The 24,644-nt window shown below is 70.9% G+C and carries 21 protein-coding genes and 2 pseudogenes; 10 read left to right on the top strand and 13 right to left on the bottom strand.

Going from position 1 to position 24,644, the window contains the following annotated elements; translation table 11 throughout:
* The first annotated feature begins 88 nt into the window (after window positions 1-88).
* Window positions 89-580 carry a MerR family transcriptional regulator gene (locus tag EJG53_RS14745; protein WP_125045228.1) on the top strand — a complete coding sequence of 164 codons (492 nt, stop codon included), beginning with the start codon at window positions 89-91 and terminating at the stop codon, window positions 578-580.
* A 50-nt stretch (window positions 581-630) separates the two neighbouring features.
* On the opposite strand, the gene EJG53_RS14740 is transcribed toward EJG53_RS14745, so the two are convergent.
* Together EJG53_RS14740 and trhA are read right to left on the bottom strand one after the other, a co-directional pair.
* Window positions 631-1,263 carry an acyl-CoA-like ligand-binding transcription factor gene (locus EJG53_RS14740; protein ID WP_125045227.1) on the bottom strand — a complete coding sequence of 211 codons (633 nt, stop codon included), beginning with the start codon at window positions 1,261-1,263 and terminating at the stop codon, window positions 631-633.
* A gap of 395 nt (window positions 1,264-1,658) precedes the next feature.
* Complete coding sequence (gene trhA, locus EJG53_RS14735; protein WP_174856409.1) at window positions 1,659-2,387, bottom strand: PAQR family membrane homeostasis protein TrhA; 729 nt, start codon at window positions 2,385-2,387, stop codon at window positions 1,659-1,661.
* Between the two features lie 243 nt (window positions 2,388-2,630).
* Here trhA and EJG53_RS14730 point away from each other — a divergent pair, with 243 nt between their 5' ends.
* Window positions 2,631-4,454 carry a phosphoenolpyruvate carboxykinase (GTP) gene (locus EJG53_RS14730; protein WP_125045225.1) on the top strand — a complete coding sequence of 608 codons (1,824 nt, stop codon included), beginning with the start codon at window positions 2,631-2,633 and terminating at the stop codon, window positions 4,452-4,454.
* A 137-nt stretch (window positions 4,455-4,591) separates the two neighbouring features.
* Here the strand turns inward: EJG53_RS14730 and EJG53_RS14725 are convergent, their stop codons facing one another.
* Both EJG53_RS14725 and EJG53_RS14720 read right to left on the bottom strand, forming a co-directional pair.
* The gene (locus EJG53_RS14725; protein ID WP_125045224.1) at window positions 4,592-5,008 is read right to left on the bottom strand and encodes an SCO4983 family protein; all 417 of its coding nucleotides are present in this window, start codon (window positions 5,006-5,008) and stop codon (window positions 4,592-4,594) included.
* A gap of 112 nt (window positions 5,009-5,120) precedes the next feature.
* Window positions 5,121-6,332 carry a pyridoxal phosphate-dependent aminotransferase gene (locus EJG53_RS14720; protein ID WP_125045223.1) on the bottom strand — a complete coding sequence of 404 codons (1,212 nt, stop codon included), beginning with the start codon at window positions 6,330-6,332 and terminating at the stop codon, window positions 5,121-5,123.
* A 183-nt stretch (window positions 6,333-6,515) separates the two neighbouring features.
* Here EJG53_RS14720 and EJG53_RS14715 point away from each other — a divergent pair, with 183 nt between their 5' ends.
* Window positions 6,516-8,363 (top strand): P-loop NTPase fold protein, encoded by a 1,848-nt coding sequence (locus EJG53_RS14715; RefSeq protein ID WP_125045222.1) that lies wholly within the window; start codon window positions 6,516-6,518, stop codon window positions 8,361-8,363.
* Here the strand turns inward: EJG53_RS14715 and EJG53_RS14710 are convergent.
* Together EJG53_RS14710 and EJG53_RS14705 are read right to left on the bottom strand one after the other, a co-directional pair.
* Window positions 8,299-9,915, bottom strand: a complete 1,617-nt coding sequence (locus tag EJG53_RS14710) for an N-acyl-D-amino-acid deacylase family protein (RefSeq protein ID WP_125045221.1) — start codon at window positions 9,913-9,915, stop codon at window positions 8,299-8,301. The genes EJG53_RS14715 and EJG53_RS14710 overlap by 65 nt on opposite strands.
* Window positions 9,916-10,156: 241 nt before the next feature.
* Window positions 10,157-11,449: an amino acid deaminase gene (locus EJG53_RS14705; protein WP_125045220.1), complete on the bottom strand. Its 1,293-nt coding sequence runs from the start codon at window positions 11,447-11,449 to the stop codon at window positions 10,157-10,159.
* 295 nt (window positions 11,450-11,744) lie between these two features.
* Between EJG53_RS14705 and EJG53_RS14700 the strand changes: the two genes are divergently transcribed.
* The 5 genes and pseudogenes from EJG53_RS14700 to EJG53_RS14680 all read left to right on the top strand — a co-directional run bounded on the left by EJG53_RS14700 (window position 11,745) and on the right by EJG53_RS14680 (window position 16,194).
* Complete coding sequence (locus tag EJG53_RS14700; RefSeq protein WP_244955625.1) at window positions 11,745-12,809, top strand: sugar kinase; 1,065 nt, start codon at window positions 11,745-11,747, stop codon at window positions 12,807-12,809.
* A complete protein-coding gene (locus tag EJG53_RS14695) occupies window positions 12,806-13,588 on the top strand; it encodes an IclR family transcriptional regulator (RefSeq protein ID WP_031007924.1) in 783 nt (260 codons plus the stop codon). The genes EJG53_RS14700 and EJG53_RS14695 overlap by 4 nt, the downstream gene beginning before the upstream one ends.
* Complete coding sequence (locus tag EJG53_RS14690; RefSeq protein ID WP_030668212.1) at window positions 13,585-13,995, top strand: RidA family protein; 411 nt, start codon at window positions 13,585-13,587, stop codon at window positions 13,993-13,995. Before EJG53_RS14695 ends, EJG53_RS14690 begins: the two co-directional genes overlap by 4 nt.
* A 125-nt stretch (window positions 13,996-14,120) precedes the next feature.
* A pseudogene (locus EJG53_RS14685) lies at window positions 14,121-15,610 on the top strand (GntP family permease).
* Between the two features lie 23 nt (window positions 15,611-15,633).
* A complete protein-coding gene (locus EJG53_RS14680; RefSeq protein ID WP_125045218.1) occupies window positions 15,634-16,194 on the top strand; it encodes a class IV adenylate cyclase in 561 nt (186 codons plus the stop codon).
* 54 nt (window positions 16,195-16,248) lie between these two features.
* On the opposite strand, the gene EJG53_RS14675 is transcribed toward EJG53_RS14680, so the two are convergent.
* From EJG53_RS14675 to EJG53_RS14650, 6 genes are all read right to left on the bottom strand, one after another.
* Complete coding sequence (locus EJG53_RS14675) at window positions 16,249-16,887, bottom strand: hypothetical protein (RefSeq protein ID WP_125045217.1); 639 nt, start codon at window positions 16,885-16,887, stop codon at window positions 16,249-16,251.
* Between the two features lie 81 nt (window positions 16,888-16,968).
* The gene (locus EJG53_RS14670) at window positions 16,969-17,598 is read right to left on the bottom strand and encodes a hypothetical protein (protein ID WP_125045216.1); all 630 of its coding nucleotides are present in this window, start codon (window positions 17,596-17,598) and stop codon (window positions 16,969-16,971) included.
* A 28-nt stretch (window positions 17,599-17,626) separates the two neighbouring features.
* Window positions 17,627-18,334, bottom strand: a complete 708-nt coding sequence (locus tag EJG53_RS14665; RefSeq protein WP_125045215.1) for a hypothetical protein — start codon at window positions 18,332-18,334, stop codon at window positions 17,627-17,629.
* Window positions 18,335-18,368: 34 nt separating this feature from the next.
* Window positions 18,369-19,649, bottom strand: coding sequence for a putative T7SS-secreted protein (locus EJG53_RS14660; protein WP_125045214.1), 1,281 nt, complete (start codon window positions 19,647-19,649; stop codon window positions 18,369-18,371).
* On the bottom strand, window positions 19,649-19,981 hold the full coding sequence (locus EJG53_RS14655) for a hypothetical protein (protein WP_125045213.1): 333 nt from the start codon (window positions 19,979-19,981) through the stop codon (window positions 19,649-19,651). The genes EJG53_RS14660 and EJG53_RS14655 overlap by 1 nt, the downstream gene beginning before the upstream one ends.
* Window positions 19,982-20,324: 343 nt before the next feature.
* The gene (locus EJG53_RS14650) at window positions 20,325-21,677 is read right to left on the bottom strand and encodes a M14 family metallopeptidase (protein ID WP_125045212.1); all 1,353 of its coding nucleotides are present in this window, start codon (window positions 21,675-21,677) and stop codon (window positions 20,325-20,327) included.
* Window positions 21,678-21,881: 204 nt separating this feature from the next.
* Here EJG53_RS14650 and EJG53_RS14645 point away from each other — a divergent pair, with 204 nt between their 5' ends.
* On the top strand, window positions 21,882-22,790 hold the full coding sequence (locus EJG53_RS14645) for a S1 family peptidase (protein ID WP_125045211.1): 909 nt from the start codon (window positions 21,882-21,884) through the stop codon (window positions 22,788-22,790).
* Window positions 22,791-22,910: 120 nt separating this feature from the next.
* Here EJG53_RS14645 and EJG53_RS14640 read toward each other — a convergent pair.
* Window positions 22,911-23,288 (bottom strand): annotated as a pseudogene (locus EJG53_RS14640) (glycosyl hydrolase family 18 protein); the annotation flags it as partial.
* A 308-nt stretch (window positions 23,289-23,596) separates the two neighbouring features.
* Between EJG53_RS14640 and EJG53_RS14635 the strand changes: the two are divergent.
* Window positions 23,597-24,628 carry a hypothetical protein gene (locus tag EJG53_RS14635; RefSeq protein WP_244955140.1) on the top strand — a complete coding sequence of 344 codons (1,032 nt, stop codon included), beginning with the start codon at window positions 23,597-23,599 and terminating at the stop codon, window positions 24,626-24,628.
* The last annotated feature ends 16 nt before the right edge of the window (window positions 24,629-24,644 follow it).

Raw genomic sequence — 24,644 nt, 5'->3', positions numbered from 1 at the left:
CGGTGTGCCCCGGCCGACGGCGTACGGTCTGAGTGAGGCGACGTACGCAGCGGGGCACACCGACCGGGCCCCGGCGGGGGAGGACCGGATGCGCATCGGGGACGCCGCGGCCGCGGCGGGCATGACGGCCAGGGCTCTGCGGTACTACGAGGAGCACGGGCTGGTGATCACCCGGCGTACGCCGTCGGGGCATCGGGTGTACGAGCCGGAGGACGTACGCAAGCTGCGCACGGTGCGGGAACTGCTCGACGCCGGGCTGACGGTGGGCGACATCCGGTCCTTCGCGCCGCTCCTCGATGCCTTGCCGCCCGAGGGCATCCCGGAGCTGTTCTTCGCGCAGGGGGGTGCGCGGGACGGTGATGGGGAAGGCGCGGCGGGAGGTATGGCGGGCGGCCCGGCGGCTCTCGGGGCGGAGCAGCACTGTCGTACGGCGACGGAGGTGGCCCGCCGCAGGCTGGCCGACCTGGACGCCCGGATCGAGCGGCTGACGCGGTTGCGCGGGCGGCTGGCCCGGCGGCTGGGGGAGCCGGCCAGGGAGCCGGGGCGGGTGGCGCCGTACGGGAGAGCCTTACGGGAGTGAGGCGGAGCGGGCGGAGTCCGGGGCCCGCGCTTCCGTAGAAGGGCGCGCGTTCACAGCGTCAAGCCCCGGCCGAGCACGTTCATCGACCGGTCGATGAGGGTGCCGAGATCCTCCGGCCGGCCGTCCGCCGCCCAGTGCAGCAGCGCCTCCTGGAGCCCGGCCAGGATCGCCGCGGAGACCACCCGGACCTCCAGGTCGTCGGCGGAGCGGCCGGTGCGCTCCGCCAGTACGGTGCTGATCATGGCGCTGTCCCGCGCGGTGTTCTCCGCCGTACGGCCCCGGATCGCGGGCACCTCGCGGATGAGCCGGGCGCGCTGGGCCAGTTCGGCGCGCTCCTCGGCGGGGAGCCGCCGCAGCGCCTCGACGGCCACGTGCCGCATCGACTCGGCCATCGGCTCGTCGGCGGGCCTGGCCCGCAGTCCCGCCTCCAGCGGCGGGTCGTACTCGTCGGTGAGCACGATGTCCTCCCGGGTGGGGAAGTAGCGGAAGACCGTGCTGGGGGAGACGTCGGCGGCCGCGGCGATCCGGTCGACGGAGGTCGCCTCGTACCCGTGCTCCGCGAAGAGCCGGTAGGCGGCCCGGCGGATCGCCCGCCGGGTCTGGATCTTCTTGCGTTCCCGCAGCCCGGTCCTGGGCGGGCCGGGCCGGTCGGCGGTCTTCGGTGCGGAGGCCATGGGCGTCATTGTCCGGCGGGGCGGCCCGCTTCCGCACGCAGGAGGGTGTCGGACCGGCGATGTTTCTTGATATGCCCTTGTCTGTCAGTGGTGTGTGTAACGCTTCAGCGAGGGCAAGGTCACCGTAAGTGATGCTTGGAGGGGGTGTTGCGGGTATGCGTACCGGGATTCATGTGTTCGCCGTGTTCGCGGCAGGGCTGTGCGTCGGAGGGTTCCTCGTCGGCGGCACGGCCGTGGTGGTCGCGCTGGTGCTGGCCGGAGTGGCGGCCCTGACATGGCAGGTGGCCGCGGCGTCGAGGCCGCGGCCACGTACGGGCACGGGGAGCGCGCGCCGGCGGAGCGGAGAGGCCGGCGCGCGCGGTGGAACGGGGGTTCCCGGCGGGGCGGGTGCCGCGCCGGGCGCCTCAGGCGTGCGAATAGGCCACCAGTGAGATGCCGACGTAGTGCACCACGAACGCCGCCAGTGTCAGGGAGTGGAAGACCTCGTGGAAGCCGAACCACCGCGGTGAGGGATTGGGGCGCTTGATGCCGTAGATGATGCCGCCGGCGCTGTAGAGGACGCCGCCGACGACGACGAGGACGAGGACGGCGATGCCGCCCTTGTGCAGGAAGTCGGGCAGGAAGAAGACGGCCGCCCAGCCCATCGCGATGTAGCAGGGCGTGTAGAGCCAGCGTGGCGCGCCCACCCAGAAGACGCGGAAGGCGATGCCGGCGAGGGCGGCCGCCCAGACGGCCCACAGGAGCGCCTGGCCCCGGCCGCCGGGGATGAGCAGCATGGTCAGCGGGGTGTAGGTGCCCGCGATGATCAGGAAAATATTGGCGTGATCCAGTCGCCGGAGCAGGGCTCCGGTGCGCGGGCCCCAGTTCCCGCGGTGGTACAGGGCGCTGATTCCGAAGAGCAGGCACGCGGACAGGGTGTAGACGGCGCAGGCGATCCGGCCTCGGGTGCTGTCGGCCAGCGCCGTGAGCACCACACCGGAGACGAGGACGGCGGGAAACATTCCCGCGTGCAGCCAGCCCCTGAGCTTGGGCTTGAGCGGCGCGGCCACCGCGGCGACCGCGGACACTGCGTCGGCGGCCGCGCTGGTCACGGAGGAAGAGCGGCTTTCGGCGGCATCGGGCGCGGAAGTCATGGCCGCCATGCTACCTACGCAACCGTAGGTTACAGGTCGGTCCGGAAGTGGTGACGGTCACGAGAAGCTCCTCTGGACAGATGCCCATGAGGATCGGATGATCAAATGAGTGCGGTCGGCACCGGATGAGCGGTCGCGAAGCATCCGGGTCGCAGCCCCCAAGGGGCAGGCATCTTCAGAAGCGGGCTCTGCCGGCGTGTGCGCGGACAGCGGTCCGTCCAAAACCCTCATCAAGGAGCGATCGTGGCGCGCGACAACGCGGCTCCCTCCCCCGTACCGACCAACCACCGGGAACTGATCTCCTGGGTGGACGAGATCGCAGCCGTCACCGAGCCGGACCGCGTCGTGTGGTGCGACGGCTCGGAGGCGGAGTACGAGCGCCTGTGCGAGGAGCTCGTCGCGAAGGGCACCTTCACGAAGCTGGACCCGATCAAGCGCCCCAACTCGTACTACGCCGCGTCCGACCCGTCGGACGTCGCCCGGGTCGAGGACCGCACGTTCATCTGCTCCGAGAAGGAGGAGGACGCCGGGCCGACCAACCACTGGAAGGCCCCGGCGGAGATGCGCGACATCTTCACCGGCGCGCAGGGCATCTTCCGCGGCGCGATGCGCGGCCGGACGATGTACGTCGTCCCGTTCTGCATGGGCCCGCTCGGCTCGCCGCTCTCCGCGCTCGGCGTGGAGATCACCGACTCGGCGTACGTCGCCGTCTCGATGCGCACCATGACCCGGATGGGCCAGGCCGTCCTGGACGAACTGGGCGAGGACGGCTTCTTCGTCAAGGCCGTGCACACCCTCGGCGCCCCGCTGGCCGAGGGCGAGGCCGACGTGCCGTGGCCGTGCAACTCCACGAAGTACATCTCGCACTTCCCCGAGGACCGCGAGATCTGGTCCTTCGGCTCCGGCTACGGCGGCAACGCCCTGCTGGGCAAGAAGTGTTACGCGCTGCGCATCGCCTCCGTCATGGCGCGCGACGAGGGCTGGCTCGCCGAGCACATGCTCATCCTCAAGCTCACCCCGCCGCAGGGCGAGGCCAAGTACGTCGCCGCGGCCTTCCCGAGCGCCTGCGGCAAGACCAACCTCGCCATGCTGGAGCCCACGATCTCCGGCTGGACCGTCGAGACCATCGGCGACGACATCGCCTGGATGCGGTTCGGCGAGGACGGCCGGCTGTACGCGATCAACCCCGAGGCCGGCTTCTTCGGCGTCGCGCCCGGCACCGGCGAGCACACCAACGCCAACGCCATGAAGACCATGTGGGGCAACTCGGTCTTCACCAACGTCGCGCTGACCGACGACGGCGACGTGTGGTGGGAGGGCATGACCGAGGAACTGCCCGCGCACCTGACCGACTGGAAGGGCAACGACTGGACGCCGGAGTCCGGCACCCCGGCGGCCCACCCCAACGCCCGCTTCACCGTCCCGGCCGGCCAGTGCCCGATCATCGCGCCCGAGTGGGAGGACCCCAAGGGCGTGCCGATCTCGGCGATCCTCTTCGGCGGCCGCCGCGCCAGCGCCGTACCGCTGGTGACCGAGTCGCTGACCTGGCAGCACGGTGTCTTCCTCGGCGCGAACGTGGCGAGCGAGAAGACCGCGGCGGCTGAGGGCAAGGTCGGCGAGCTGCGCCGCGACCCGTTCGCCATGCTGCCGTTCTGCGGCTACAACATGGGCGACTACATGGGCCACTGGATCAAGGTCGGCGCCGACAAGGACCAGGCCAAGCTGCCGAAGATCTACTACGTCAACTGGTTCCGCAAGGACGAGTCGGGCCGCTTCGTGTGGCCGGGCTTCGGCGAGAACAGCCGGGTGCTCAAGTGGATCGTCGAGCGCCTGGACGGCAAGGCGGAGGGCGTCGAGACGCCCATCGGCGTGCTGCCGACGAAGGCGGCGCTGGACACCGACGGCCTCGGCCTGGCCGACGCCGACCTCGACTTCCTGCTCACCGTCGACAAGGACGTGTGGCGTGAGGAGGCGGCGCTCATCCCCGACCACCTGAACACCTTCGGTGACCACACGCCGAAGGAGCTGTGGGACGAGTACCACGCGCTCGTACGCCGACTGGGCTAGTACGGGAACGGCCCGGCGCTGACCGGGCCCCACGGTCGACGGCCGGGGTCGCGTGCACGAACACGTGGCTCCGGCCGTCTCTTTTTGTGCGCCCGACGGCCCGCGCCCGTCGCGCCCGTACCCGGCTCGGCCCCGGGTCAGGCCGTGGCCAGTTGTTGTACGGCGGCGTCGGCCTCATGCGCCTCCATACGCTCCGCCGCCAGCGCGGCGGCAGCGGCGTCGCCTCGTGAGGTGGCGACGGCCAGGGCGCTGCCGGCCAGCATCCGGGCGCGCCGGTGCAGCCGGGGCGCGCGGGCCGGGTCGCCGCCGCCGGTGGGTGCCGCACGCAGCGGGTACACCCCGCCGCGCAGCCGCGTCACCTGCTCGGCGATGCGCTCGGCGGCGTCGTCCAGGGCGGGGCCGGGCACGGTGGCGCGCAGCTCGTCGGTGACGGTGAGCAGCGCGGTCAGATGGCCGGCGAGGCGGATGTCCAGCTCCTCCGTGCGGGAACGGTGCGGGACCTCCTGGTCGGCGGCCATGGTGTGGACCGACTTGGTGCGGATCGGTTCGTACATCGGACGGCCTCCTGGCAACACTCGACGGCTAGGAGACCATCCTAGCTTAGACACTGTCTAAAGTTGTGATCCGTACAGTCGGGATTCGGCGTGGCGTGCCGTCCGGCCGCGCTCAGTACTGCCCGTAGCCGTCCAGGAACGTGCCGATACGGGTCACCGCGTCCGTCAGATCGTCCTTGTTCGGCAGCGTGACCAGGCGGAAGTGGTCCGGCTCCGGCCAGTTGAAGCCCGTGCCGTGCACGATCATGATCTTCTCGGCGCGCAGCAGGTCCAGCACCATCTGCCGGTCGTCCTTGATCTTGTAGACCTTCGGGTCCAGCCGCGGGAAGGCGTACAGCGCGCCCTTGGGCTTGGTGCAGGTGATGCCCGGGATCCGGGTGAGCAGGTCGTACGCGGTGTCCCGCTGCTCCAGCAGCCGGCCGCCCGGCAGCACCAGGTCGTTGATCGACTGGTGCCCGCCGAGGGCGGTGGCCACGGCGTGCTGCGCCGGCATGTTGGCGCACAGCCGCATGTTGGCGAGGATCGTCAGCCCCTCGATGTACGAGGCCGCGTGCGCCTTCGGGCCGCAGACCGCCATCCAGCCGCTGCGGTAGCCCGCCACCCGGTACGACTTGGAGAGCCCGTTGAAGGTCAGGGTCAGCAGGTCGGGGGCGATCGCGGCGAACGGGGTGTGGGTGACGCCGTCGTAGAGGATCTTGTCGTAGATCTCGTCGGCGCAGACGATCAAGTTGTGCCGGCGGGCGATCTCGGCGATGCCGCGCAGCAGCTCGTCGTCGTACACCGCACCCGTCGGGTTGTTCGGGTTGATGACGACGATGGCCTTGGTGCGGTCGGTGACCTTGCGCTCGATGTCGGCCAGGTCTGGCATCCAGTCCGCCTGCTCGTCACAGCGGTAGTGGACCGCCGTACCGCCGGACAGCGAGACCGAGGCGGTCCACAGCGGGTAGTCCGGAGCCGGTACGAGCACCTCGTCGCCGTCGTCCAGCAGCGCCTGCATCGACATCTGGATCAGCTCGGAGACGCCGTTGCCGAGGTAGACGTCGTCGACCGACAGCTCGATGCCCTTGGTCTGGTAGTGCTGCATCACCGCGCGCCGGGCCGAGAGCAGCCCCTTCGCGTCGCCGTAGCCGTGGGCGGTGCCGACCGTACGGAGGATGTCCTCCAGGATTTCCGGCGGGCACTCGAATCCGAACGCCGCCGGGTTGCCGGTGTTGAGTTTGAGGATGCGGTGTCCCGCTGCTTCGAGCCGCATCGCCTCCTCAAGGACCGGGCCCCGGATCTCGTAGCAGACGTTGGCGAGCTTCGTTGACTGGATCACCTGCATGCCAGCCACCATACGGGCGCGTAACACGCCTCGCCTGGTGTTTTAGTTCACGCCGGGGCAACCGGAAGTGTGGGTTTGCTCACCCGACGTCATGGTGCGCGGGGCGCGCGGGCGCGCTCGTGAACCGTCTCCGTGGCCCGCGCGCCGGAGGTACGCTCCGGGGCACACGACCACGGGGGCGACATGGTGACATCCGCGCAGCACCTCGCGCTGCTCAACGACGAGCCGGTGGACTCGGCCGGCACCGATCTGCTGGGCGCGGGCCGCGCCGCCCGGCAGCTCGCCGATCTGCTGATCGCCTCCCGGTCCGCCACCCCGTTCACGCTCGCCGTGGACGCCGGGTGGGGCATGGGCAAGAGCAGCCTGATGCGGCTGGTCGACGCCGAACTGACGTCGGTGCCCGAGGTGCACACCGTCTGGTACAACGCCTGGACCTCGACCGGCGCGGACGCCCTGGAAGGGCTGATCAAGTCGGTGCTGATGCGCTTCGACCGCAGACTGCTGCGGCGGGCGCTGCACCGGGCCTCCGAACAGCGCGCCCTGCTGCGCGTCCTGCGGGCACTCGCCACCGTGGCGGCCGGTCCGCTGGGCGCCGCCGGACTGGTCGACGAGCTGTGGAGCAGCCTGTCCGTCAACTCGCAGGCCCGCAACGAGATGCGCGACGCGATCCGTGACCTGGCCCAGGAGTGGGCCGAGAACGCGGTGTACTCGCCGCGGCGGATGCTCGTCGTCTTCATCGACGACCTGGACCGCTGCTCCGAGGAGACGGTGCTCGCGGTGTGCGAGGCGGTCAAGGTCTACCTGGACGTGCCGGGGCTGGCGTTCGTCATCGGCTGCGACCGGTCGGCGATGGGGCCGAGCGGCCTGCTGCGCGATCTGTCGCCGGCCGGCGCCACCTTCATGGAGAAGATCTTCCAGACCAGCTACCGCATCCCGGTGGCCGACGGCCAGGGCGTACGGGAGTACATCACGTGGTGCGGGCGCACCGCCGGTATCGAGCAGCTCCTCGACGAGCCGCTGGTCGACCTGCTCGCCGAGCGCTCGGCCCGCAACCCGCGCCGTATCAAGCGGCTGGTCAACGGCTTCGTCCTGGAGGCCACGCTCAACCCGATGTGGGCCGACCACCCGCCGGAGGCCGTGCTGCGCACCTTACTGATCCAGTACTTCTACGCCGACTTCTACCGGATGATGACCAGCCCGCCGGGGGCCGACGCCGGCGACGTGATCGCGGACTTCCGCACGTACCGGCGGGTGCGGGCGGTGCTGCGGACGCCGGCGCCCGTGCCCGACGCGGAACGGCCGCTGGTCGACGCCTTCCTGGCGCAGTGGGACGTGCCGCGGGACCCGGCCGACCCGTACACCGTCCTGGAACGCCTGGAGCGCGAACTTCCCACCGCCTTCCCCGAGATGGTCACCGACGCCGCGTTCAACTCCCTGCTCGACGGCCTGCTCGCGCTGCCGCGCTCCGAAAAGCTGGTGCGCAGGCTGCGCGAGGGCGCGCCGGCGCTGGTGGCCGTGCCGCAGCGGGAGCCGGACGCCGTGGACGGGGCGGTGCCGGACGCGCGGCCCGGCGGCCTGGCGCGGCCCGGGGCCGGGTTCCCGGACGTCGATCCGCAGGCGCCGCTCGTCGGCAGCACGATCCTCTGGGTCGACGACCACCCCGAGAACAACGCCTCCCTGGCCGCCTGGTTCCGGCGGGAAGGAGCGAACGTGGAGATCGCCATGGATTCGGAGGCCGCCGACGCCGCCGTCGCGGCCCGGTCACCGTCCCTGATCATCTCCGACATCGCCCGCGGCACGGACGACCGGGCCGGGTTCTCGCACGTGGCGGCGCTGCGCCGGGAGCAGCGCTACACCGGCCCCGTCGTCTTCTTCGCCGGCCGGGTCACCCCCGCCCGCCAGGACACCGCCCGCGAGCTGGGCGCGCTGGGCGTGGCGGCCGACGCGGACGAACTGATACGGCTGATCAGGGGCGCGTTCGCCGTACCGCCCGCCCCGCGAGCACATCCGTCCGCCGTCCGTCCTCGATGACGAACCGACCGTTGATCAGCACGTGCGGAATGCCCGTCGGCAGGGTGCGCGGCGCGTCGAAGGTGGCCCCGGCGCCGACCGTCTCCGGGTCGAAGAGCACCAGGTCGGCGCGGTAGCCCTCGCGGACCAGGCCGCGGTCGGGCAGCCGCAGCCGGGCGGCGGCGCGCGAGGTCAGATGCGCGACACACTCCTCCAGCGACAGCACGCCCAGCTCCCGTACGTACGTGCCCAGGTACTTCGGGAACGTGCCGTACGCCCTCGGGTGCGGCTTGTGGCCCTGGAGGATGCCGTCGCTGCCGCCGGTGTGCACCCGGTGGCGCATGATCGCGCGGACGTTCTCCTCGTGGCCGACGTGCTGGAGGATCGTCGAGCCGAGCCGGTCCTCGACCAGCAGCCGCCGGGCCGTCGTCCACGGCTCCTCGCCGCGCTCCCGCGCCGACTCGGCCACCGTCCGGCCGACGTACCCCGCCAGCTCCGGGTGCGAGACGCCGGAGATCTCGATGGTGTCCCACTCGATCGGCACGCCGTGGCAGCCGTCCGCGCCGTCCACCTCCATGACGCGCCGGATGCGCGCGGCGGCCGCGTCGTCCCGCAGCCGGTCCAGGATCGCGTCGGGGCCGCCCTCGCTCGCCCAGCTCGGCAGCATGGCGACCAGGGTCGTGCAGCCGGGCGTGTACGGGTAGGTGTCGAGGGTGATGTCGGCGCCGTCCTCCAGGGCGCGGTCCAGGAGGGCGAGGAGTTCGGGGGCGCGGCCCTTGTTCACGCCGAAGTTCATGGTGGCGTGGGCGAGGTGCAGGGCACAGCCCGCCTGCCGCGTCAGGCCGACCATCTCCTCGTACGCCTCCAGCGCGCCCGCGCCGTACGAGCGGTGGTGCGGGCAGTAGTAGCCGCCGTAGCGGGCCACGACCCGGCACAGTTCGGTCAGTTCGGCGTCGTCCGCGTACATGCCGGGGGTGTAGGTGAGGCCGGAGGACAGGCCGACGGCGCCCTGCTCCAGACCCTCGGCGACGAGCTGCCGCATCCGGGCGAGCTCGGCGGGCGTGGCCGCGCGGTCGTCCCAGCCGAGGGCGAGCATCCGGACCGTGCCCTGCGGAACGAGGTATGCGGCGTTGACGGCGATGCCCTGCCCGTCGAAGCCGTGGTCGAGGCGGTCCAGGTACGCGCCGACCGTGCGCCAGTTGAAGTCGATGTCCGAGCCGTCCCCGTTCCAGCCGGTGATCTGCGCGCGGACCTCGGCGAGCGTACGGTCGTCGACCGGCGCGTACGACAGGCCGTCCTGGCCGATCACTTCGAGGGTGACGCCCTGCGCCGCCTTCGCCTCGTGCGACGGGTCGCGCAGCAGCGCCAGGTCGCTGTGCGCGTGCATGTCGATGAAGCCGGGGGAGAGCGCCAGGCCCGCGCCGTCCACCACACGGGAGGCGCCGGGGCGCGGCCCGGCGTCCGTCTCCCGGTGGATCTCGGCGATCCGGCCGCCGTCGAGGGCGACGTCCGCCCGGTAGGAGGGGGTGCCGGTGCCGTCGATGACGCGTACGTCGCGGACCACGGTGTCCATGACCGAACTGCCTTTCCTGTCGAACAAAGGCTTCGAGCCGGGCCGCGCCGCGCGGCCGTGGCGTACGGGCCCCGCTCCGGCATCGGGGGGATGAGCCGGAGCGGGACCCGGGCGCGCCCCGGGGGGTGGGGCGCGCCGGCCGGGGGCGGGGGTGCCCCCGGTGTTCGGCACGGGACTCGGGGGTGGTGTCCCGCGCCGAAGTCGCGCGGCCTTCACGAGGAGGGCCGTCGTACGGGTTCCGTCAGAAGAACGTCCGGACGTAGTCCACGACCGTGCCGTCCGCCTCGGCCACCGGGATGAGCTGCCACTTGTCGAAGGACGTGCACGGGTGCGACAGGCCCAGCCCGACCCAGTCGCCGACCTCCAGGTCACCGGCCCGTTCCGTACGGACCCAGGCGTGCTGGTCGGACAGCCCGGTGACGGTGACGCCGTCCGCGGGCCGCTCGCTGCCGTCCCGGCCGGACCGGACGACCTGGGCCTGCGGCAGGTCGAGGTCGTACGCCGCGTCGCGCTTGCCCGCGTTCAGGAACGCCTGCTCCGGCGTCGGGCGGGAGACGACCTGGGCCCAGAGCCTGAAGGCGGGCTGGAGGGCGCCCTCGGCCGGGACGCGGTTGAAGGGCGTCAGGCGGCGGTAGTGGCCGTCGTCGTGCGAGACGTACGCGCCGGAGCGCAGCAGCTTCAGCAGCGGCCGGGACAGCTCGGGCGCCTCGTCGAACACCTCGGCGACCGCGTCGAACCAGGCGCTGCCGCCCGCGCTGAGCACGATCTCGTCCAGGTCGGCGAAGCGCCCGGAGCGGTCGAGGGCGACGGTGAGCGCGAGGAGGCGGCGCAGCCAGGCGGTCACCCGCTCGTGCGTGGCGTCGGGCACCTCGCCCTCGTACCCGGCGACGCCGACCAGGCGCAGGGTGTCCACGCCCGCCACGGCGTCGGCCAGTTCGACGCACTCCTCGTCGGTCCGCACGCCGGTACGGGCGCCCTCGCCCGCGGCCAGCTCGATGACGACGTCGACCGGGCGGGTCGCGCCCGCCTCGCGCAGGGCGGCGTCCATCAGCTCGATGCCGCGCAGCGAGTCGACGTAGCAGACGCAGTGGAAGCCGGGGTCGGCGTCCAGTTCGGCGGCGAGCCAGCGCAGCGCGGCGGCGTCGACGACCTCGTTGGCGAGGAAGATCCGCTGGACGCCGTAGGCGCGGTAGACGCGGGCCTGGTGGGGGACGGCGGCGGTGATGCCCCAGGCGCCGTGGGCGAGCTGGCGGGCGAAGAGCTGCGGGGCCATGGAGGTCTTGCCGTGCGGGGCGAAGGCCAGGCCGTGCCGGGCGGCGTAGGTCTCCATCAGCGCCAGGTTGTGTTCCAGCGACTCGGCGGACAGGGCGAGCACGGGAGTGGTGAAGCCGCCGGTGAACAGGTTCCGGCGGTCGGCCGCCAGCTCGCCGACGGTACGGCCCGCGGCATCCGGGGGAAGCCCCTTGAAGCGGTGGTCGACCCGCTCGTCCGCGAGGGTCCTCGCGCGGCGCTCGGCGTGGGGCGCGGCGGCCATGGGGGCCTCCTCAAGTTCATGTTGCACTCTCTGCAACACCCATTGCGCATATCGCTTACTGCTGTCTAACATCCGAGCCATCGCCGGGTCAATGGTGCGCAACACGTCGCGGAACGGCTCAACACGGCCCGTACGCAAAGGAGTGCAGGAAATCGTGACCACGTCCAGCAACGTCAGCGCCGGCGGCAACGACGCGACGGACGGCACCGCGCCCGCCCGCGACGAGGCCACGGACGGCCCGCCGCCCGCCCGGCCGCACACCGGCGCCGTCGATGTCGTCTGTCTCGGCGAGACCATGGTCACCTTCATGCCCACCGGGCCCGGGCGACTCGCCGACGTGCCCTCCTTCGAGCGCGGCATCGGCGGCGCCGAGTCCAACGTCGCCTGCGCCCTCGCCCGCACCGGCCACCGCACCCGCTGGATCTCCCGCCTCGGCGCCGACGCCTTCGGCGACCACGTCCGCGACACCGTCGCCGCCTGCGGCGTGGACGTCTCGCACGTCCAGCGCGACCCGGCCCGCCCCACCGGCGTCTACTTCCGTACCGCCGGTGAACGCGCCACCGGTACGGAGACCGAAGCGGGTGAGGCCGAGGTGGCGTACTACCGCGCCGGGTCCGCGGCCTCCGCCATGTCCCCCGAGCTGCTCGATGCCGAGGCCCTCCACGACACCCGCGTCCTGCACCTCACCGGCATCACCGCGGCCCTGTCCGACGGCTGCCTGGACGTCCTGCGCACCCTCACCGAGCCGTCCCCCGGCCGCCCCCTCGTCTCCTTCGACGTCAACTACCGCGTCGGCCTCTGGCGCGACCGCACCGTACGCGGCCCCGAAGTCCTCCTCGACCTCGCCCGCCGCTGCGACCTGGTCTTCACCGGCGAGGACGAGGCCGCGGCCGCCTGGGACCTGCACGGACCCGACGCCGTACGCGCCGCCCTGCCCGAGCCCGCCGTCCTCGTCGTCAAGCAGGGCGCCGCCGGAGCCACCGCGTACGCCCGCCAGGCCGACGGCACCGACACGGTCACCACCGCCCCCGCCCTCACCGTCGACGTCGTCGCCCCCGTCGGCGCCGGAGACGCCTTCGCCGCCGGATTTCTCTCCGCCACCCTCCGCGACCTGCCCGTCTTCGCCCGCCTCCGGCACGGCCACCTGATGGCCGCCGCCTCCCTCACCGTCCCCGGCGACCTCGGCACACCCCCCTCCCGCGACCTCGCCGACCACCTTGCGGGCCTCGACCCCGCCGCCTGGGGGAGACTGCGACTCGGCCCCGGCTGGACCACCGACGGTGACGCACCCGCTGACCGCAGCGGCGGCACCACCAGCCACGGGGTGCACAACCCACGGGTGGAGGTCCGTACCCCATGAGTCAGACAGTCGACCGCGCACTGAGCATCCTGCCCCTGCTGGCGGAAGGCCCGGCCAACCTCGAACAGGTGGCGGGCCGTCTCGGCGTGCACAAGTCCACCGCGCTGCGCCTGCTGCGCACACTCCACGAGCACGGCATGGTCTACCGCCAGAGCGACCAGCGCTACCGTCTCGGCGCCCGGCTCTTCGCCCTCGCCCAGCAGGCCGTGGAGAACCTCGACGTCCGCGAGATCGCCCACCCGCACCTCGTCGAACTGAACGAGAAGTGCGGGCACACCGTGCACCTCGCGGTGTACGAGGAGAACGAGGTCCTCTACATCGACAAGGTCGAGAGCCGCTACCCGGTACGGATGTACTCCCGCATCGGCAAACCCGTAGCCATCACCGTCGCCGCCGTCGCCAAGCTGCTGCTGGCCGACCTGCCCGAGCCGGAGCGCCGCGCGCTCGCCGAGAAGCTCGACTACCCCCTCTACACGTCCCGTTCGACACCCAACGCCACGGCGTTCCTCGCCGAACTGGCCAAGGTGCGAGAACAGGGCTGGGCCACCGACCTCGGTGGCCACGAGGAGTCCATCAACTGCGTCGGGGCCCCCGTCCGCGGCGCGGACGGCCGGCTCGTTGCCGCCATGTCGGTCTCCGCGCCGAACGTCGTCGTCACGGCCGAGGAACTCCTCACCCTGCTCCCGCTGGTACGCCGCACCGCGGACGCCATCAGCCGGGAGTACTCCGGAAACACCCGCGTACCCGACACGCAAGACCAGAAGGAAGCCCGACCATGACCGAGAAGACCGCCCTCACCCCGGCCACCCACACCACCCCGCCCGCCAAGTTCTCCCACGGCGTCAAGAAGGGCAACATCCTCCAGGTCGCCGGCCAGGTCGGCTTCCTGCCCGCCGTCGAGGGCCAGGCCCCCACCCCGGCCGGCCCCACCCTGCGCGAGCAGACCCTCCAGACCTTCGCCAACGTCAAGGCGATCCTGGAGGAAGGCGGCGCGACCTGGGACGACGTCATGATGATGCGCGTCTACCTCACCGACACCGACCACTTCGCCGAGATGAACGAGATCTACAACGCCTACTTCGAGGCCGAGGGCCTCAAGGAGGCACCGGCCGCCCGTACGACGGTGTACGTCGGCCTCCCCAAGGGCCTCCTCATCGAGATCGACGCCCTCGCGGTACTGGGCTGACCGGGACCTCCCCTTGCCGTTACCGCCGCTGAACCCGCCGCACGGCACGGCGCCCCACCCGCCCGGGGCGCCGTGCCGCGGTCCCCCCTGCCTGGAACCACCCTGTCTGACAACGGAGTCGTCACATGGTCCACGCTGCTCTCGCCACCGCCGCGGCCCCCGCCGCGCCACCCGCCCCGCCCCACACCGGCGGCCTGCTGGCCCTGATACCGGGAACCGCCGGCCTCCTCACGGTCGCCGCCCTCGGCATCCTCCTGCTCCTCTTCCTCATCATCAAAGTCCGCCTCCAGCCCTTCGTGGCGCTGCTGGGCGTCTCCATAGCCGTGGGCCTGGCAGCCGGCCTCTCCGTCACCGAACTCTTCGGCACCGTCCAGAAATCCTCCCTCCCCTCCCTCATCGAGAGCGGCATGGGCGGCATCCTGGGCCACGTCGCCATCATCATCGGCCTGGGCACCATGCTCGGCGCGATCCTCGAAGTCTCCGGCGGCGCGGAAGTCCTGAGCGCGCGCCTCCTGGGCCTCTTCGGCGAACGCCGCGCGCCCCTGGCCATGGGCCTGACCGGCCTCATCTTCGGCATCCCGGTCTTCTTCGACGTGGGCATCTTCGTCCTCGCCCCCATCGTCTACGCAGCGGCGAAGCGCAGCGGCAAATCGATCCTCCTCTACTGCATGCCCCTGCTCGCCGGCCTCTCCATGACCCACGCGTTCCTGCCGCCCCATCCCGGCCCGGTAGCCGCCGCCGGCCTGTTCAAGGTGGACCTCGGCTGGATCATCCTCATGGGCATCGTCTGCGGCATCCCCGCCGTCCTGGCCGCCTGGGCCTACGCCGCGTGGATCGGCAAACGCCTCTTCGTCCCCGTACCGCAGGACATGGTCGAGGCCGCGGAGGAAGCCCGCGCGGCAGTGATCGCCGAACAGACCGCGGCAGGCGTACAGCCCCACGAGAAGCCGGCCGCCCTCGGCACCGTCCTCACCATCATCGGCACCCCCCTCGTCCTCATCCTCCTCGCCACCTTCTCCTCCATCGCCCTGGCCCCTCCACCCTCCGCTCGGTCGTCGAGTTCTTCGGCAACCCCTTCGTGGCCCTGACGATCGCCCTGCTCCTCGCCTACTACCTCCTCGGCATCCGCCGCGGCTGGTCCCGCAAGTCCCTGGAAACCGTCTCCACCGCGTCCCTCAAGCCGGTCGGCAACATCCTGCTGGTGGTCGGCGCGGGCGGCATCTTCGGCGCCGTCCTCAAGGGCAGCGGCGTGGCCGACGCCCTCTCCGACACCTTCCACGACGTCGGCCTCCCCGTCATCCTGCTCGCCTGGCTGGTCTCCGTGGTCCTCCGCGTGGCCCAGGGCTCGGCGACCGTCGCCATCGTCACCACGGCCGGCATCGTCCTCCCCCTGGTGGAGGGCCAGGGCCTGTCACAGGCCCACCTGGCCCTGATCATCATGGCCATCTCCGCCGGCTCGATCTTCGCCTCGCACGTCAACGACGGCGGCTTCTGGATGGTCGCCAAGTACTTCGGCATCTCCGAACGCGACACACTGAAGTCGTGGACGGTCCTGGAGACGGTGCTGTCGGTGGTGGGGTTCGCGGTGGCGGCGGTGGTGAGTCTGGTGGTGTAGCGGTGTGACGATCGGGGGGCAGCGTGATCGAGGCCGAGCTGAAAGCACGGGTACGCGAACCGGCGGTGGTGCAAGCGCGATTGGAGCGGCTGGCCGTCGGGCGGGACGAGCTGTACCGGGACACGTATTTCGATTCCCCGGACGCGGCTTTGGAGACGGGTGACCGCGAATTGCGGCTGCGTACCGTGTACGGGGCAGACGGTTCCCGGTCGCTGCTGACGTACAAAGAGGCGCGGCTCGACGAAGCGTCGGGCTCAAAGCCTGAGTACGAGACGAGCGTCGGTGATCCGCAGGCCGTCCGGGCCATGCTGGGCGGACTCGGATATGCCGAGGCGATTGCCTTCGAGAAACACTGCCGGAATTACGCATTCACCGCGTACGGGCGGACGATGCTCGCCACGCTCGTGCGCGTTCCGGAGGTCGACGGGACCTACGTCGAGCTGGAGACGCTGGTGCGGGGTGCGGAGGAACTGCCGGGCGCTCTGGCGGATGTGCGGGCGGTTCTCGGCGAGATCGGGGTCGGGCCGGGAGACCTGACGACCGAGACGTACACCGACGCCGTACGGGCCCGGCGTACCGGATGACGGCCGGAGCCCGCCGCAGAGCGGGCTCCGGCCTCACGCTCGGGAGCCTCCGGGTCAGGCGTCCGGGTTCTTTCCCGCTGCCGTCTTCTTGATGCGGTCGATCTGGAGTGTGGCGAAGTCGGCGTAGGGCTCGTTCGCGGTGAGGTCCGTGGATTCGAGGCGGACCAGGACTCCGCCCAGGCGCAGATGGACCTCGGTGTGCTTTCCGGTGAAGGCGTCCGTCTCCTCCGCGCCGGCCGAGATCTGGAGCGGCTTGGCCTCGGCGCCGGCTTTATGGCGTTCCTTCTTGGTCAGGCCCTTCATGGCGGCCTGGGCGTCTTCCGGCGTCTTGAAGGAGAAGACCGTGAAATAGAGGTGCCCTTGCCTTCCGTCCGCGTTCTGCTTCAGCTTGAGGAAATACGTGGTGCCGTAGCTCACGAAGCCACCGCAATTCGTCTCCGTCGCGTCCTGGCACTTGCGCAGGGCGTCGCCCGGGGACAGGAACTTCGGGCTCCGGCCCTTCCAGCCCTCGGGTGCGCTGGACTTGCTCACGAGCGCGGTGCGCACCTGGTCCGCGGCGAGTACGAGCGGGACCTTCGACTGGCCTCCGTCGACCGGGTCCGTTCCTCCTCCGCCACTGCCGCTGCCGCCGCACGCGGTCAGCGACGCCGCGAGCACCGCTCCGGCCGCGATCCCCCGTACCGGTCTGAACACCTTCAGCCCCTCTCGTTGATCAATTGACGAGTACCCAACATCATGGGCACGTCAAATGCCAACTCTTTGGGGCAGGGTGGGCTAGCTGTGCTTACGTACGAGACCCGCCTGCTCCGCACGCGCGCGGCGTTCGGGGCCGGCCTCCTCGCGGGCCCGTGCCGCCTTGTCGCGTTTGGCGATCTCCAGGAACAGGGCTTCCTCGGTGCCGGGTACGACGAGGATGCCGCCGAAGGCGGGGTCGCCCGCGACCCACGCGCCGTTCTCGGCCTCCTTGGGCCAGCGGCGGCGGCCGATCACATTCACCGCCCGCACCCACGGTGTCGGGCCCTGGCCGCCGCCGCTGATCTTGAGCGTGAAGGAGGTCCCGTACTTGGTCCAGGTGTCCGCCTCCTTTCTCGTCACACGCGGCCGGAACTCCAAGGGGTAGTTGCGCAGCACCGTCCGCAGCTTGCCGAGCCGTACGTTGAACACGAAGCGGTAGCAGGTGAAGAGCGCCAGGAAGACCGCGGCGACGGGGAACAGGCTGAGGACGGGAGAGTCCCATGTTCCGGTTCGGGTGAGCACGGTGGAGACGGCGATCAGCGCGGCGATGAGCACGAGCCGCAGGACGAGGTCCCCGAGCAGGCGGCGGGTGGCGCGTCCGAGGACGCGGTCGGTGTCCACGGGTGCGGGCGGTACGGAGGGAGCCGTGGCACGGGATGCGTCGGTCAAGGTGTCTCCTCAGGCTTTCCGGTCCGGTTCATCCGAAGATGTCGCGCACGGTGCCCCCGGCGGGGCCACACCCTGGGGGATCTTCCTCCTCGGGTCCCTCCGGGTGCGCCGGGTCGCTGAAGGTCAGCGTGGCCGCCGTACCGAGGAGTACGTTGCGGTAGTCGGCGGCCAGCTCCACGGCGGCGGTCACCAGTTGCACCACGATGATGTCGGGCGTGCCGGCGCCGGTCAGGGCCACCGTGCCCTGCCAGACCGTGCCCTGCGGCGGGCCGTCGGCGCCTTCCGGTGGCTTGCCGGGGGCGGTCGTGCGCCGCTCGGCCTCGGAGAGGAAGCCCAGGCCACACGGCAGTTCCACCGGGGTCAGGGTCTCGCCCGGCGGGCGTTCCCCCGGTGTGCCCAGCAGGCCGGCGAGGACGAGTTTCGGGTCGACACCGGCGACCGGGACGGTGGACACGGCCAGGACGGAGAAGGAGATGCCGCCCTCGCCGTCCGGATGCAGGCCGATCGCGCAGCCCTGCACCTCCTGGTCGTTGAACAGCGTCAGGATGCCCGCGTAGAAACGGAACGCGCTCTCGGCCCGTTCGCGTACAGCGTCGGGCAGGGCCCGCACCTGGGCGGCCAGGTTCTCGACGCGCTCGAGGGACGGGTGGAGGCTCAGCCGCACATAGCCGTCCGGAAGGCCGTACCAGAAGGCTGGGCGGGGCTCGGTCGGCGGTCCGGCGATGGTGCTGTTCATGAGATGACCGCCCCCCGGCGCTCGACAGGGCGGTTCACGCGATGCCCACCAGTCCGGCGATGCCGTGCAGGGTCGCGGCGGCCTTCGTGCTCTCGGCAGCGTTGTGACCGGCGCCTTCCTTCGGCAGCCAACCCAGGCTCTCCGCGGAGGAGGCGAGGTTGGCGGTGACGTTGACGCCGTTGGCGCTGATCTCCGCGACGCGCTTCGCGGCTTCCCTGCCGCCCGCGGCGAACGCGGCGGCGCCCTCTTCGGCGGCCGCCGTGGCCTTGCTGGAGAAGGCGGGCACGATCTCCTTGGCGAACCCGGACACCTGCTCCGAGCGGGAGACGGCCACACCCCACCGCTCGGCGGTCACCGACGCCTCGAAGACCTCCTTGCCGGCGCGTCCCAGCGCGCCGACACCGGGGATCATGCCGACGGTGTCGCCGGCCAGAGAGGCGTAGGCGGCGAAGGTGTCCCAGCCGCCCTTCTCGCCCGCCAGCGCGGCTCTGAACTCCGGATCGGAGAGGTTCTTGGTCATGGACGCGGCGCTGGCCACCACCGCGATACCGGCGAAGAGCGGCGTCAGCGGGGTGGGGAAGAGCGCCAGCAGCCCGGCGATGGCGCCGATGGTGCCCGCGTGCTCGTACAGGAACGCGCCGACGGCCTTGATGCCGTCCCAGATCGCGTTGACGGCCTTGCTGAGCCAGCCCGGCTCCCTGGGGGCCAACTTGTCGGTGGCACCGTCGAGTTCCCTGGCGACCGTCTCGGCCTGGTCGGCGTGGCTGGTTTCCAGCCGCTCGGCCTTGCTGATGACGTCGTTGTACGAGCTGTTGGCGTGATTCAGGGCGCTGGTCGCCTCGTTGAGGCTGCGCTCGGCGGCGCGCAGCCGCTGTTCGGCCGCGTCCGCCTCCGCCTGGGACGGGAACTGCTGTCCGGCCAGCTTGAGGTCGGGGTGCTGCGCGGCCTTGGTGCGGTGTGCCGCGGCCCGGTCGGCGGCGGCCTTGCGCTCGCCTGCCTCGTCGTCGTACTTGCGCGCCAGGTCACGGTTGGACGTCAGGTCGTCGTCCCAGACCTTCAGTTGCGCGGACGCTTTCTCCAGAGAGCGCGCGGCATTCTTGATGTAGGTCGGTAGTTCGCCGTCCAGCGCTTCACGGAATGCCTTGGCCGCTTCGCCCTGCCAGTAGCTGCTCTCGCCGATGAGCTGCTGAATCTGGTGGTGGCAGGAGCGCAGTGCGGTGGCTGCCCGGGTGACCTTCTGTTGCAGTGCGGTGACTTCGGAGGGTACGCCGGGTACGGGGTTCCAGCCGAGGTGCGGATAGAGGTTCGCCGCCACTACTCGGCCCCTCCGTTCGCGCTGGCGGAGGTCGCTTTCCGGGTTATGTCCTTGAGGGCTGCTTCGAGGGCCTTCTCGACCTCTTCGTAGCCCTTCTTGTTGGACTTCACGCCTTCGCTGATCGCGTCGATCATCTTCTTGGTCTGTTCGGAGCCGTACTTCCAGCGCTCCTGGAAGCCGTCGCACGCCCCGTCCAAGCGCTGGGTGCCGATCTGGTCGGATCGTACGTGGGCGAGGGCCGATCGGGCCTCGTTCAGTTCCCGCACACAGCCTTCGAGGGTCTTGAGAAAAGCCCCCAGCTGGTCTGTGTCGGTTGCGAAATGGTCCCCCATGGAACGCGGAACTCCCTAGCCGATGATCACCGCAATACGGACAAAGGGCGAATTCCCGTACCAATGCGCCCAACGTGCCTGGTGCGCGCGTGAATGGATCGAGGCCGGAAGATTCGCCGTAGGGGCACCTTACATTGTGGGGTGATCGATGCCCGGTGCTGCTTTATTGATCTTGTTCGGAGGGTTCTTTCCTGAGGTAAAGGGGTGGCATGGCGGGACTTTTCACGGTGCGTCGACGGGGAACTAGGGAGAATTGCGCAATAGTGCAGGCGTCGGTGCCGGCTGCCGGACGGCGCGACGCCGGGCCCGCGGCGGCCGCGGGCCCGGCGTAGAGCTTTCCGGTTCAGCTCTTCTTGCAGTACTGCGCCTCCTTGCCGATCGACCGGTACATGCAGTCGCTGTTCTCCAGGAGTTGCAGGACCGCGTCGCGGTTGCGGGAGGTTTCGCGGGCGATGACCGAGTCGCGGGGGTAGAAGCCGCCCGCGCCCGCGGAGGACGGGTACATCTCGAAGGTGTAGCCGAAGATCTTCTGGTTGCCCCAGAGCCAGTCGTCGATGGAGCCGTCGGTGATGTAGAGGTCGCTGGACTGCTCGGGGGTGTAGCCGTTGCTGGCCGCCATGGACTTGCCGACGGCCGCGAAGGCGTCGCGGTCGTCCTGGGTCATGCCGGGGGCGGTGTCGTTGTAGGTCCAGCCGTACGGCCACAGGACCAGTTCGCTGTACGTGTGGAAGTCGATGGCGGTCTTGATCTGCTGGACGCCGCCGACGATCCGGCTGCGGACGAAGTCGGCGACGACCTTGACCTCGGGGGCCGAGGCGGCGGACGGGCCGCGGTAGGTCTCGGAGCCGGTGCTGCCCGAGGAGCCGCCGCAGCAGCCCCACTTGAAGTCCCAGTTGCGGTTCAGGTCGGTGCCGACGTTCGAGGAGCCGCTGTTGGGCTGGCGGTTCTTGCGCCAACTGCGGAAGGAGCCGGTGGCGATGTCGTAGGCGCCGCCGTCCGGGTTCACGTCCGGCACGACCCAGATCTCACGGGAGTCGAGCATTTTGGTGACGCGCGGGTCGCTGCCGTACTTGGACGTGTAGTCGTTGAGCAGGTAGAGGGCCATCTCGACGGTGAGGTGTTCGCGCGCGTGCTGGTGCGCGGTGAAGAGGACCTCGGGTTCGTTCTCGTCCTGGGCGACGTTCTTGCTGAGCTTGAGGGCGAGGATGTCCCGGCCCTCGTAGGTCTTGCCGATGACGCGCTTGGCGAGGATGGCCGGGTACTTGGCGACGAGTGCGTTGATCTCGGCGGTGGCCTCGGCGTTGTTGTGGTACTTGCCGTAGCCGGAGGGGAAGTCCTTGACGCGGTCGCCGGTGCCCGTCGGGGGCGCCGGCAGGGCCCGCAGCCGGTGGCCGAGCTTGCGTACGAGGGCGGCCTGCGCGGTGTCCGCGGTGATGACGACGGTGCGGCCGTGCACCTCGTCGATGGACACGCCGGTGGAGGCGAGGGCGCTGCGCCGGTCCGCGGTGGTGAGGCCGGTGATCTCGTACTGGCGGGGTGTGCCGGTGTCGGCCGCCGTGGTGCCGGCCGCGGCGGTCTCGGTGGGAGTGGTCTGGCGAGGGGAGTCCTCCGCGCGGGCGGCGAGGGGTGCGGCCAGTGCGAGGGAGAGGAGCGCGGTGAGGACGGTGGTCCGTCTGCCGCGTAACCGTGGTCGCATGGAGTGACCTCCGTGGGGGTGTGAGGCTGGCGACGGCGTCAGTGTTTTGCCTTGGCATGGCTCGGTCAATGGCTTGCGTTGACGCAAACACGCCAATTTCCGCCGGGTTTCCGGAAGATCCTTGCCAGCGGCCGGTGCCGCACCAACAATGCGCACGACAAGTCCGGCGCCACGCCGGACTCACCAGTGTGAGAGGACCCCCACATGAACAGACCTCTCGTCGGCGCCCTGGCCACGGCCGTCCTGAGCGCCACGGCACTCATCGGCGCCACTGGCACGGCCGGCGCCGCCACGACGGCGGACGCGGCCGGCCCGACCGCGGCGCAGGCCGCGGCGGCTGCGCAGTCCCAGGCGGTGCAGGACGTCCGGGTGAAGCCCAAGGCCGTGAACTTCGCGGGTACGGTCGCGCTCAGCAACTGCTCGGGTTCGATCGTCCGGATGCCCACCTCGACCGACAACGACCCGGCCCTGGTCATGTCCAACGGCCACTGTCTGGAGAGCGGCATGCCCGACCCGGGCGAGGTCGTCGTCGACCAGCCCTCCAGCCGCAGCTTCACCGTGCTGAACGCCTCGGCCGGCAACCTCGGCACGGTACGCGCCACCAAGGTCGTCTACGGCACGATGACCGACACCGACGTGTCCTTCTACGAACTTTCCTCCACCTATGCCCAGATAAAGCAGCGTTACGGCATCAAGGCGCTGGACATAGCCACCAGCCACCCGGCCAAGGGCGCGGGCATCACCGTCGTGTCCGGTTACTGGAAGAAGACCTTCTCCTGCAACATCGACGGGTTCGTCCCGCAGTTGAAGGAGGGCGGTTACCTCATGAAGGACTCGGTCCGCTACACCTCCGCCTGCAAGACGTACGGCGGTACGTCCGGCTCGCCGGTCATCGACAACGCCACCGGCAAGGTCACCGCGATCAACAACACGGGCAACGAGGACGGCGCCCGCTGCACGATGAACAACCCGTGCGAGATCGACGAGAACGGCAAGGTCACCGTCCGCAAGGGCATCAACTACGCCCAGCAGATCTACACCATCCCCAACTGCTTCGGGACCGGCAACAAGCTGGACCTGGGGCGGGCGGGGTGCGTTCTGCCGAAGCCGTAACGGCCAAGGCTGAGGGCGCGCGCAGTCCTTGAGACATGAGCCGGCCGCGTGGTGCTCCGGGCACCGCGCGGCCGGTCGTCTGCTGTGTGGCGTACGTGAGGTCGGTTACGGCAGGCCGTGGACCGTGCCCTGGGCGTACACCTTGCCGTCGCAGCCGTTCATCGAGCCGCTGTTGTAGTACTGCATGTTGACGACCGTGAGGAAGTCCTTGATGTTCAGCGCCGTCTTGAAGTAGGCGTTCTGCGGCGACTGCATGTCGATCGTCTGCGGCGCCATCGTGACCACGACTTCCCTGTGCTGTGCGTGCACGGCCTTGAGCGCCTTGGTCATGTAGGTCGAGTCGAGGCCGTTCTCCAGGTCGATGTCGACGCCGTCGAAGCCGTACTCGTCCATGAGCTTGCCGAGGGAGTCGGCGAAGTTCTTCGCGGAGGCGTCGTCGCTGACGGATACCGCGCCCTTCTCGCCGCCGACCGAGATGATCACCGACTTGCCGGCGGCCGAGTTGGGCAAGGTGGTGCTGCTGCGCGTTCAGGGGCCCCTGAGCTGCTGTGGTGCTGGTGTTGCACGTGGTGCGTCGTGCTGGCGTACAAGGTGGTCCAGACCAATGTGCGTGTCAAGAGGTCGTGCGGAACCGGGAATTCCCCGGGAGGCGCGGAGCGGCGGGGGAGCGGAAGCGCCAAGTCGGACGGCCAGTACCCCAGAACGTGTTCTCCCGGGCGGAACTCGTGGATAAGGTGCTGAGCCAACAGCAGTGCCGACAGCGCCAACAGTGCCGACAGCGCCAGCAGCGCAGTGGGGGACGCGACGTGCCGACCGCGATTGCAGTCACCAGCGCCGATCTCGCGCTGCCCGCCACCGACCGGCAGACCCCGGCCGCCGTCGTCGTCCGGCCCCCGCACGCCCAGCCGCTGGACGAGGCGCTCAACGAGCTGGGCGCGGTGCTGGAGCACCACGGCCACCTCGTGGCGCTCTACTCCACCGCCTGCCCGCCGGACCACGTCCGCCGGCTGCACACCCTGCGCGCGGTCCTGGAGAGCGACCGGTTCGCGATCCTGCCGATGGACCTGCCGCCGCTCGGCCTGGCTGTCCTCGCCCAGCAGCTCCGGCAGTTGTCACTGTGCGACTTCAGCCCCGGCCTGCTCGCCTGCGCCGCCCGTCTGCTGGCGCACTACGTGCACGCGGGCGCCCTGCTGGGCAGCGTCGCCCGCCTCGACAGGGTGCCGACGGACCTCCGTTCCCACCTGCGGTCCTGGGTGCCCGGCGCGCACTTCGCGGTGCTCGCCAACCCGGATCCGCAGCTCGTCCGCCTCGACCGGCACGCCGAACGGGCCGCCGAAGCCGGCCTGCCCGCCCCCGGCTTCGCCACCCGCCTCGTCTGGGCGCGCGGCCAGGTGTCCGGCGAGTGGGTCGGCGGCGTCCTGGCGCGCTCCTGGCAGGTGCAGGGGACGTACGAGGTGCCGCTGCCCGCCGAGTCGGCGGTGTGGTGGGGGACGCACAAGGCCGCCGAGTTCTCGGCGGCCATTCCGGATCTTTCGGTGCTCTACCAGCTCGTGGCGTCCGTACGGAGAGAGGAGTGCCGCTGGTGCGGTCTCGAACTCATCGGCGACCGGTGCGCGTTCTGCTGTGCGCCGACCGCCGTACCGGGTGCGGCGGCCGACACCGGGCGCCGTACGGGCGGGGCCGCGCGGCCCCGCACCGTGCACGGTCCGGGCGCCGCACCGGTGGACTCCGCCACGCCCGCCTCCTCCCTGCTGCGGCGCCGGGGCCTGGCACCGGTGTCGCCGGGCGGTGTCCCGGGACCCGAGCCGGGGCGGCGGACGGCCGTACGGGCACGCTGATCCGTCCCGTGACGGC

The sequence above is a fragment of the Streptomyces chrestomyceticus JCM 4735 genome (assembly GCF_003865135.1).
GTDB lineage: Bacteria > Actinomycetota > Actinomycetes > Streptomycetales > Streptomycetaceae > Streptomyces > Streptomyces chrestomyceticus.
The sequence above is the reverse complement of the archived record's forward strand: the minus strand, read 5'-3'. Positions and strand labels throughout refer to the sequence as shown.

What these genes read in the sequence shown, in the direction of transcription:
- EJG53_RS14705 (WP_125045220.1), bottom strand. Translation starts at nt 11,449, where the DNA reads ATGGCCGCCGCGCCCCACGCCGAGCGCCGCGCGAGGACCCTCGCGGAC.
- EJG53_RS14715 (WP_125045222.1), top strand. Translation starts at nt 6,516, where the DNA reads ATGGTGACATCCGCGCAGCACCTCGCGCTGCTCAACGACGAGCCGGTG.
- EJG53_RS14650 (WP_125045212.1), bottom strand. Translation starts at nt 21,677, where the DNA reads ATGCGACCACGGTTACGCGGCAGACGGACCACCGTCCTCACCGCGCTC.
- EJG53_RS14710 (WP_125045221.1), bottom strand. Translation starts at nt 9,915, where the DNA reads ATGGACACCGTGGTCCGCGACGTACGCGTCATCGACGGCACCGGCACC.
- EJG53_RS14740 (WP_125045227.1), bottom strand. Translation starts at nt 1,263, where the DNA reads ATGACGCCCATGGCCTCCGCACCGAAGACCGCCGACCGGCCCGGCCCG.
- EJG53_RS14720 (WP_125045223.1), bottom strand. Translation starts at nt 6,332, where the DNA reads ATGCAGGTGATCCAGTCAACGAAGCTCGCCAACGTCTGCTACGAGATC.
- EJG53_RS14655 (WP_125045213.1), bottom strand. Translation starts at nt 19,981, where the DNA reads ATGGGGGACCATTTCGCAACCGACACAGACCAGCTGGGGGCTTTTCTC.
- trhA (WP_174856409.1), bottom strand. Translation starts at nt 2,387, where the DNA reads ATGACTTCCGCGCCCGATGCCGCCGAAAGCCGCTCTTCCTCCGTGACC.
- EJG53_RS14725 (WP_125045224.1), bottom strand. Translation starts at nt 5,008, where the DNA reads ATGTACGAACCGATCCGCACCAAGTCGGTCCACACCATGGCCGCCGAC.
- EJG53_RS14690 (WP_030668212.1), top strand. Translation starts at nt 13,585, where the DNA reads ATGACCGAGAAGACCGCCCTCACCCCGGCCACCCACACCACCCCGCCC.
- EJG53_RS14665 (WP_125045215.1), bottom strand. Translation starts at nt 18,334, where the DNA reads ATGAACAGCACCATCGCCGGACCGCCGACCGAGCCCCGCCCAGCCTTC.
- EJG53_RS14645 (WP_125045211.1), top strand. Translation starts at nt 21,882, where the DNA reads ATGAACAGACCTCTCGTCGGCGCCCTGGCCACGGCCGTCCTGAGCGCC.
- EJG53_RS14700 (WP_244955625.1), top strand. Translation starts at nt 11,745, where the DNA reads ATGGTCACCTTCATGCCCACCGGGCCCGGGCGACTCGCCGACGTGCCC.
- EJG53_RS14745 (WP_125045228.1), top strand. Translation starts at nt 89, where the DNA reads ATGCGCATCGGGGACGCCGCGGCCGCGGCGGGCATGACGGCCAGGGCT.
- EJG53_RS14695 (WP_031007924.1), top strand. Translation starts at nt 12,806, where the DNA reads ATGAGTCAGACAGTCGACCGCGCACTGAGCATCCTGCCCCTGCTGGCG.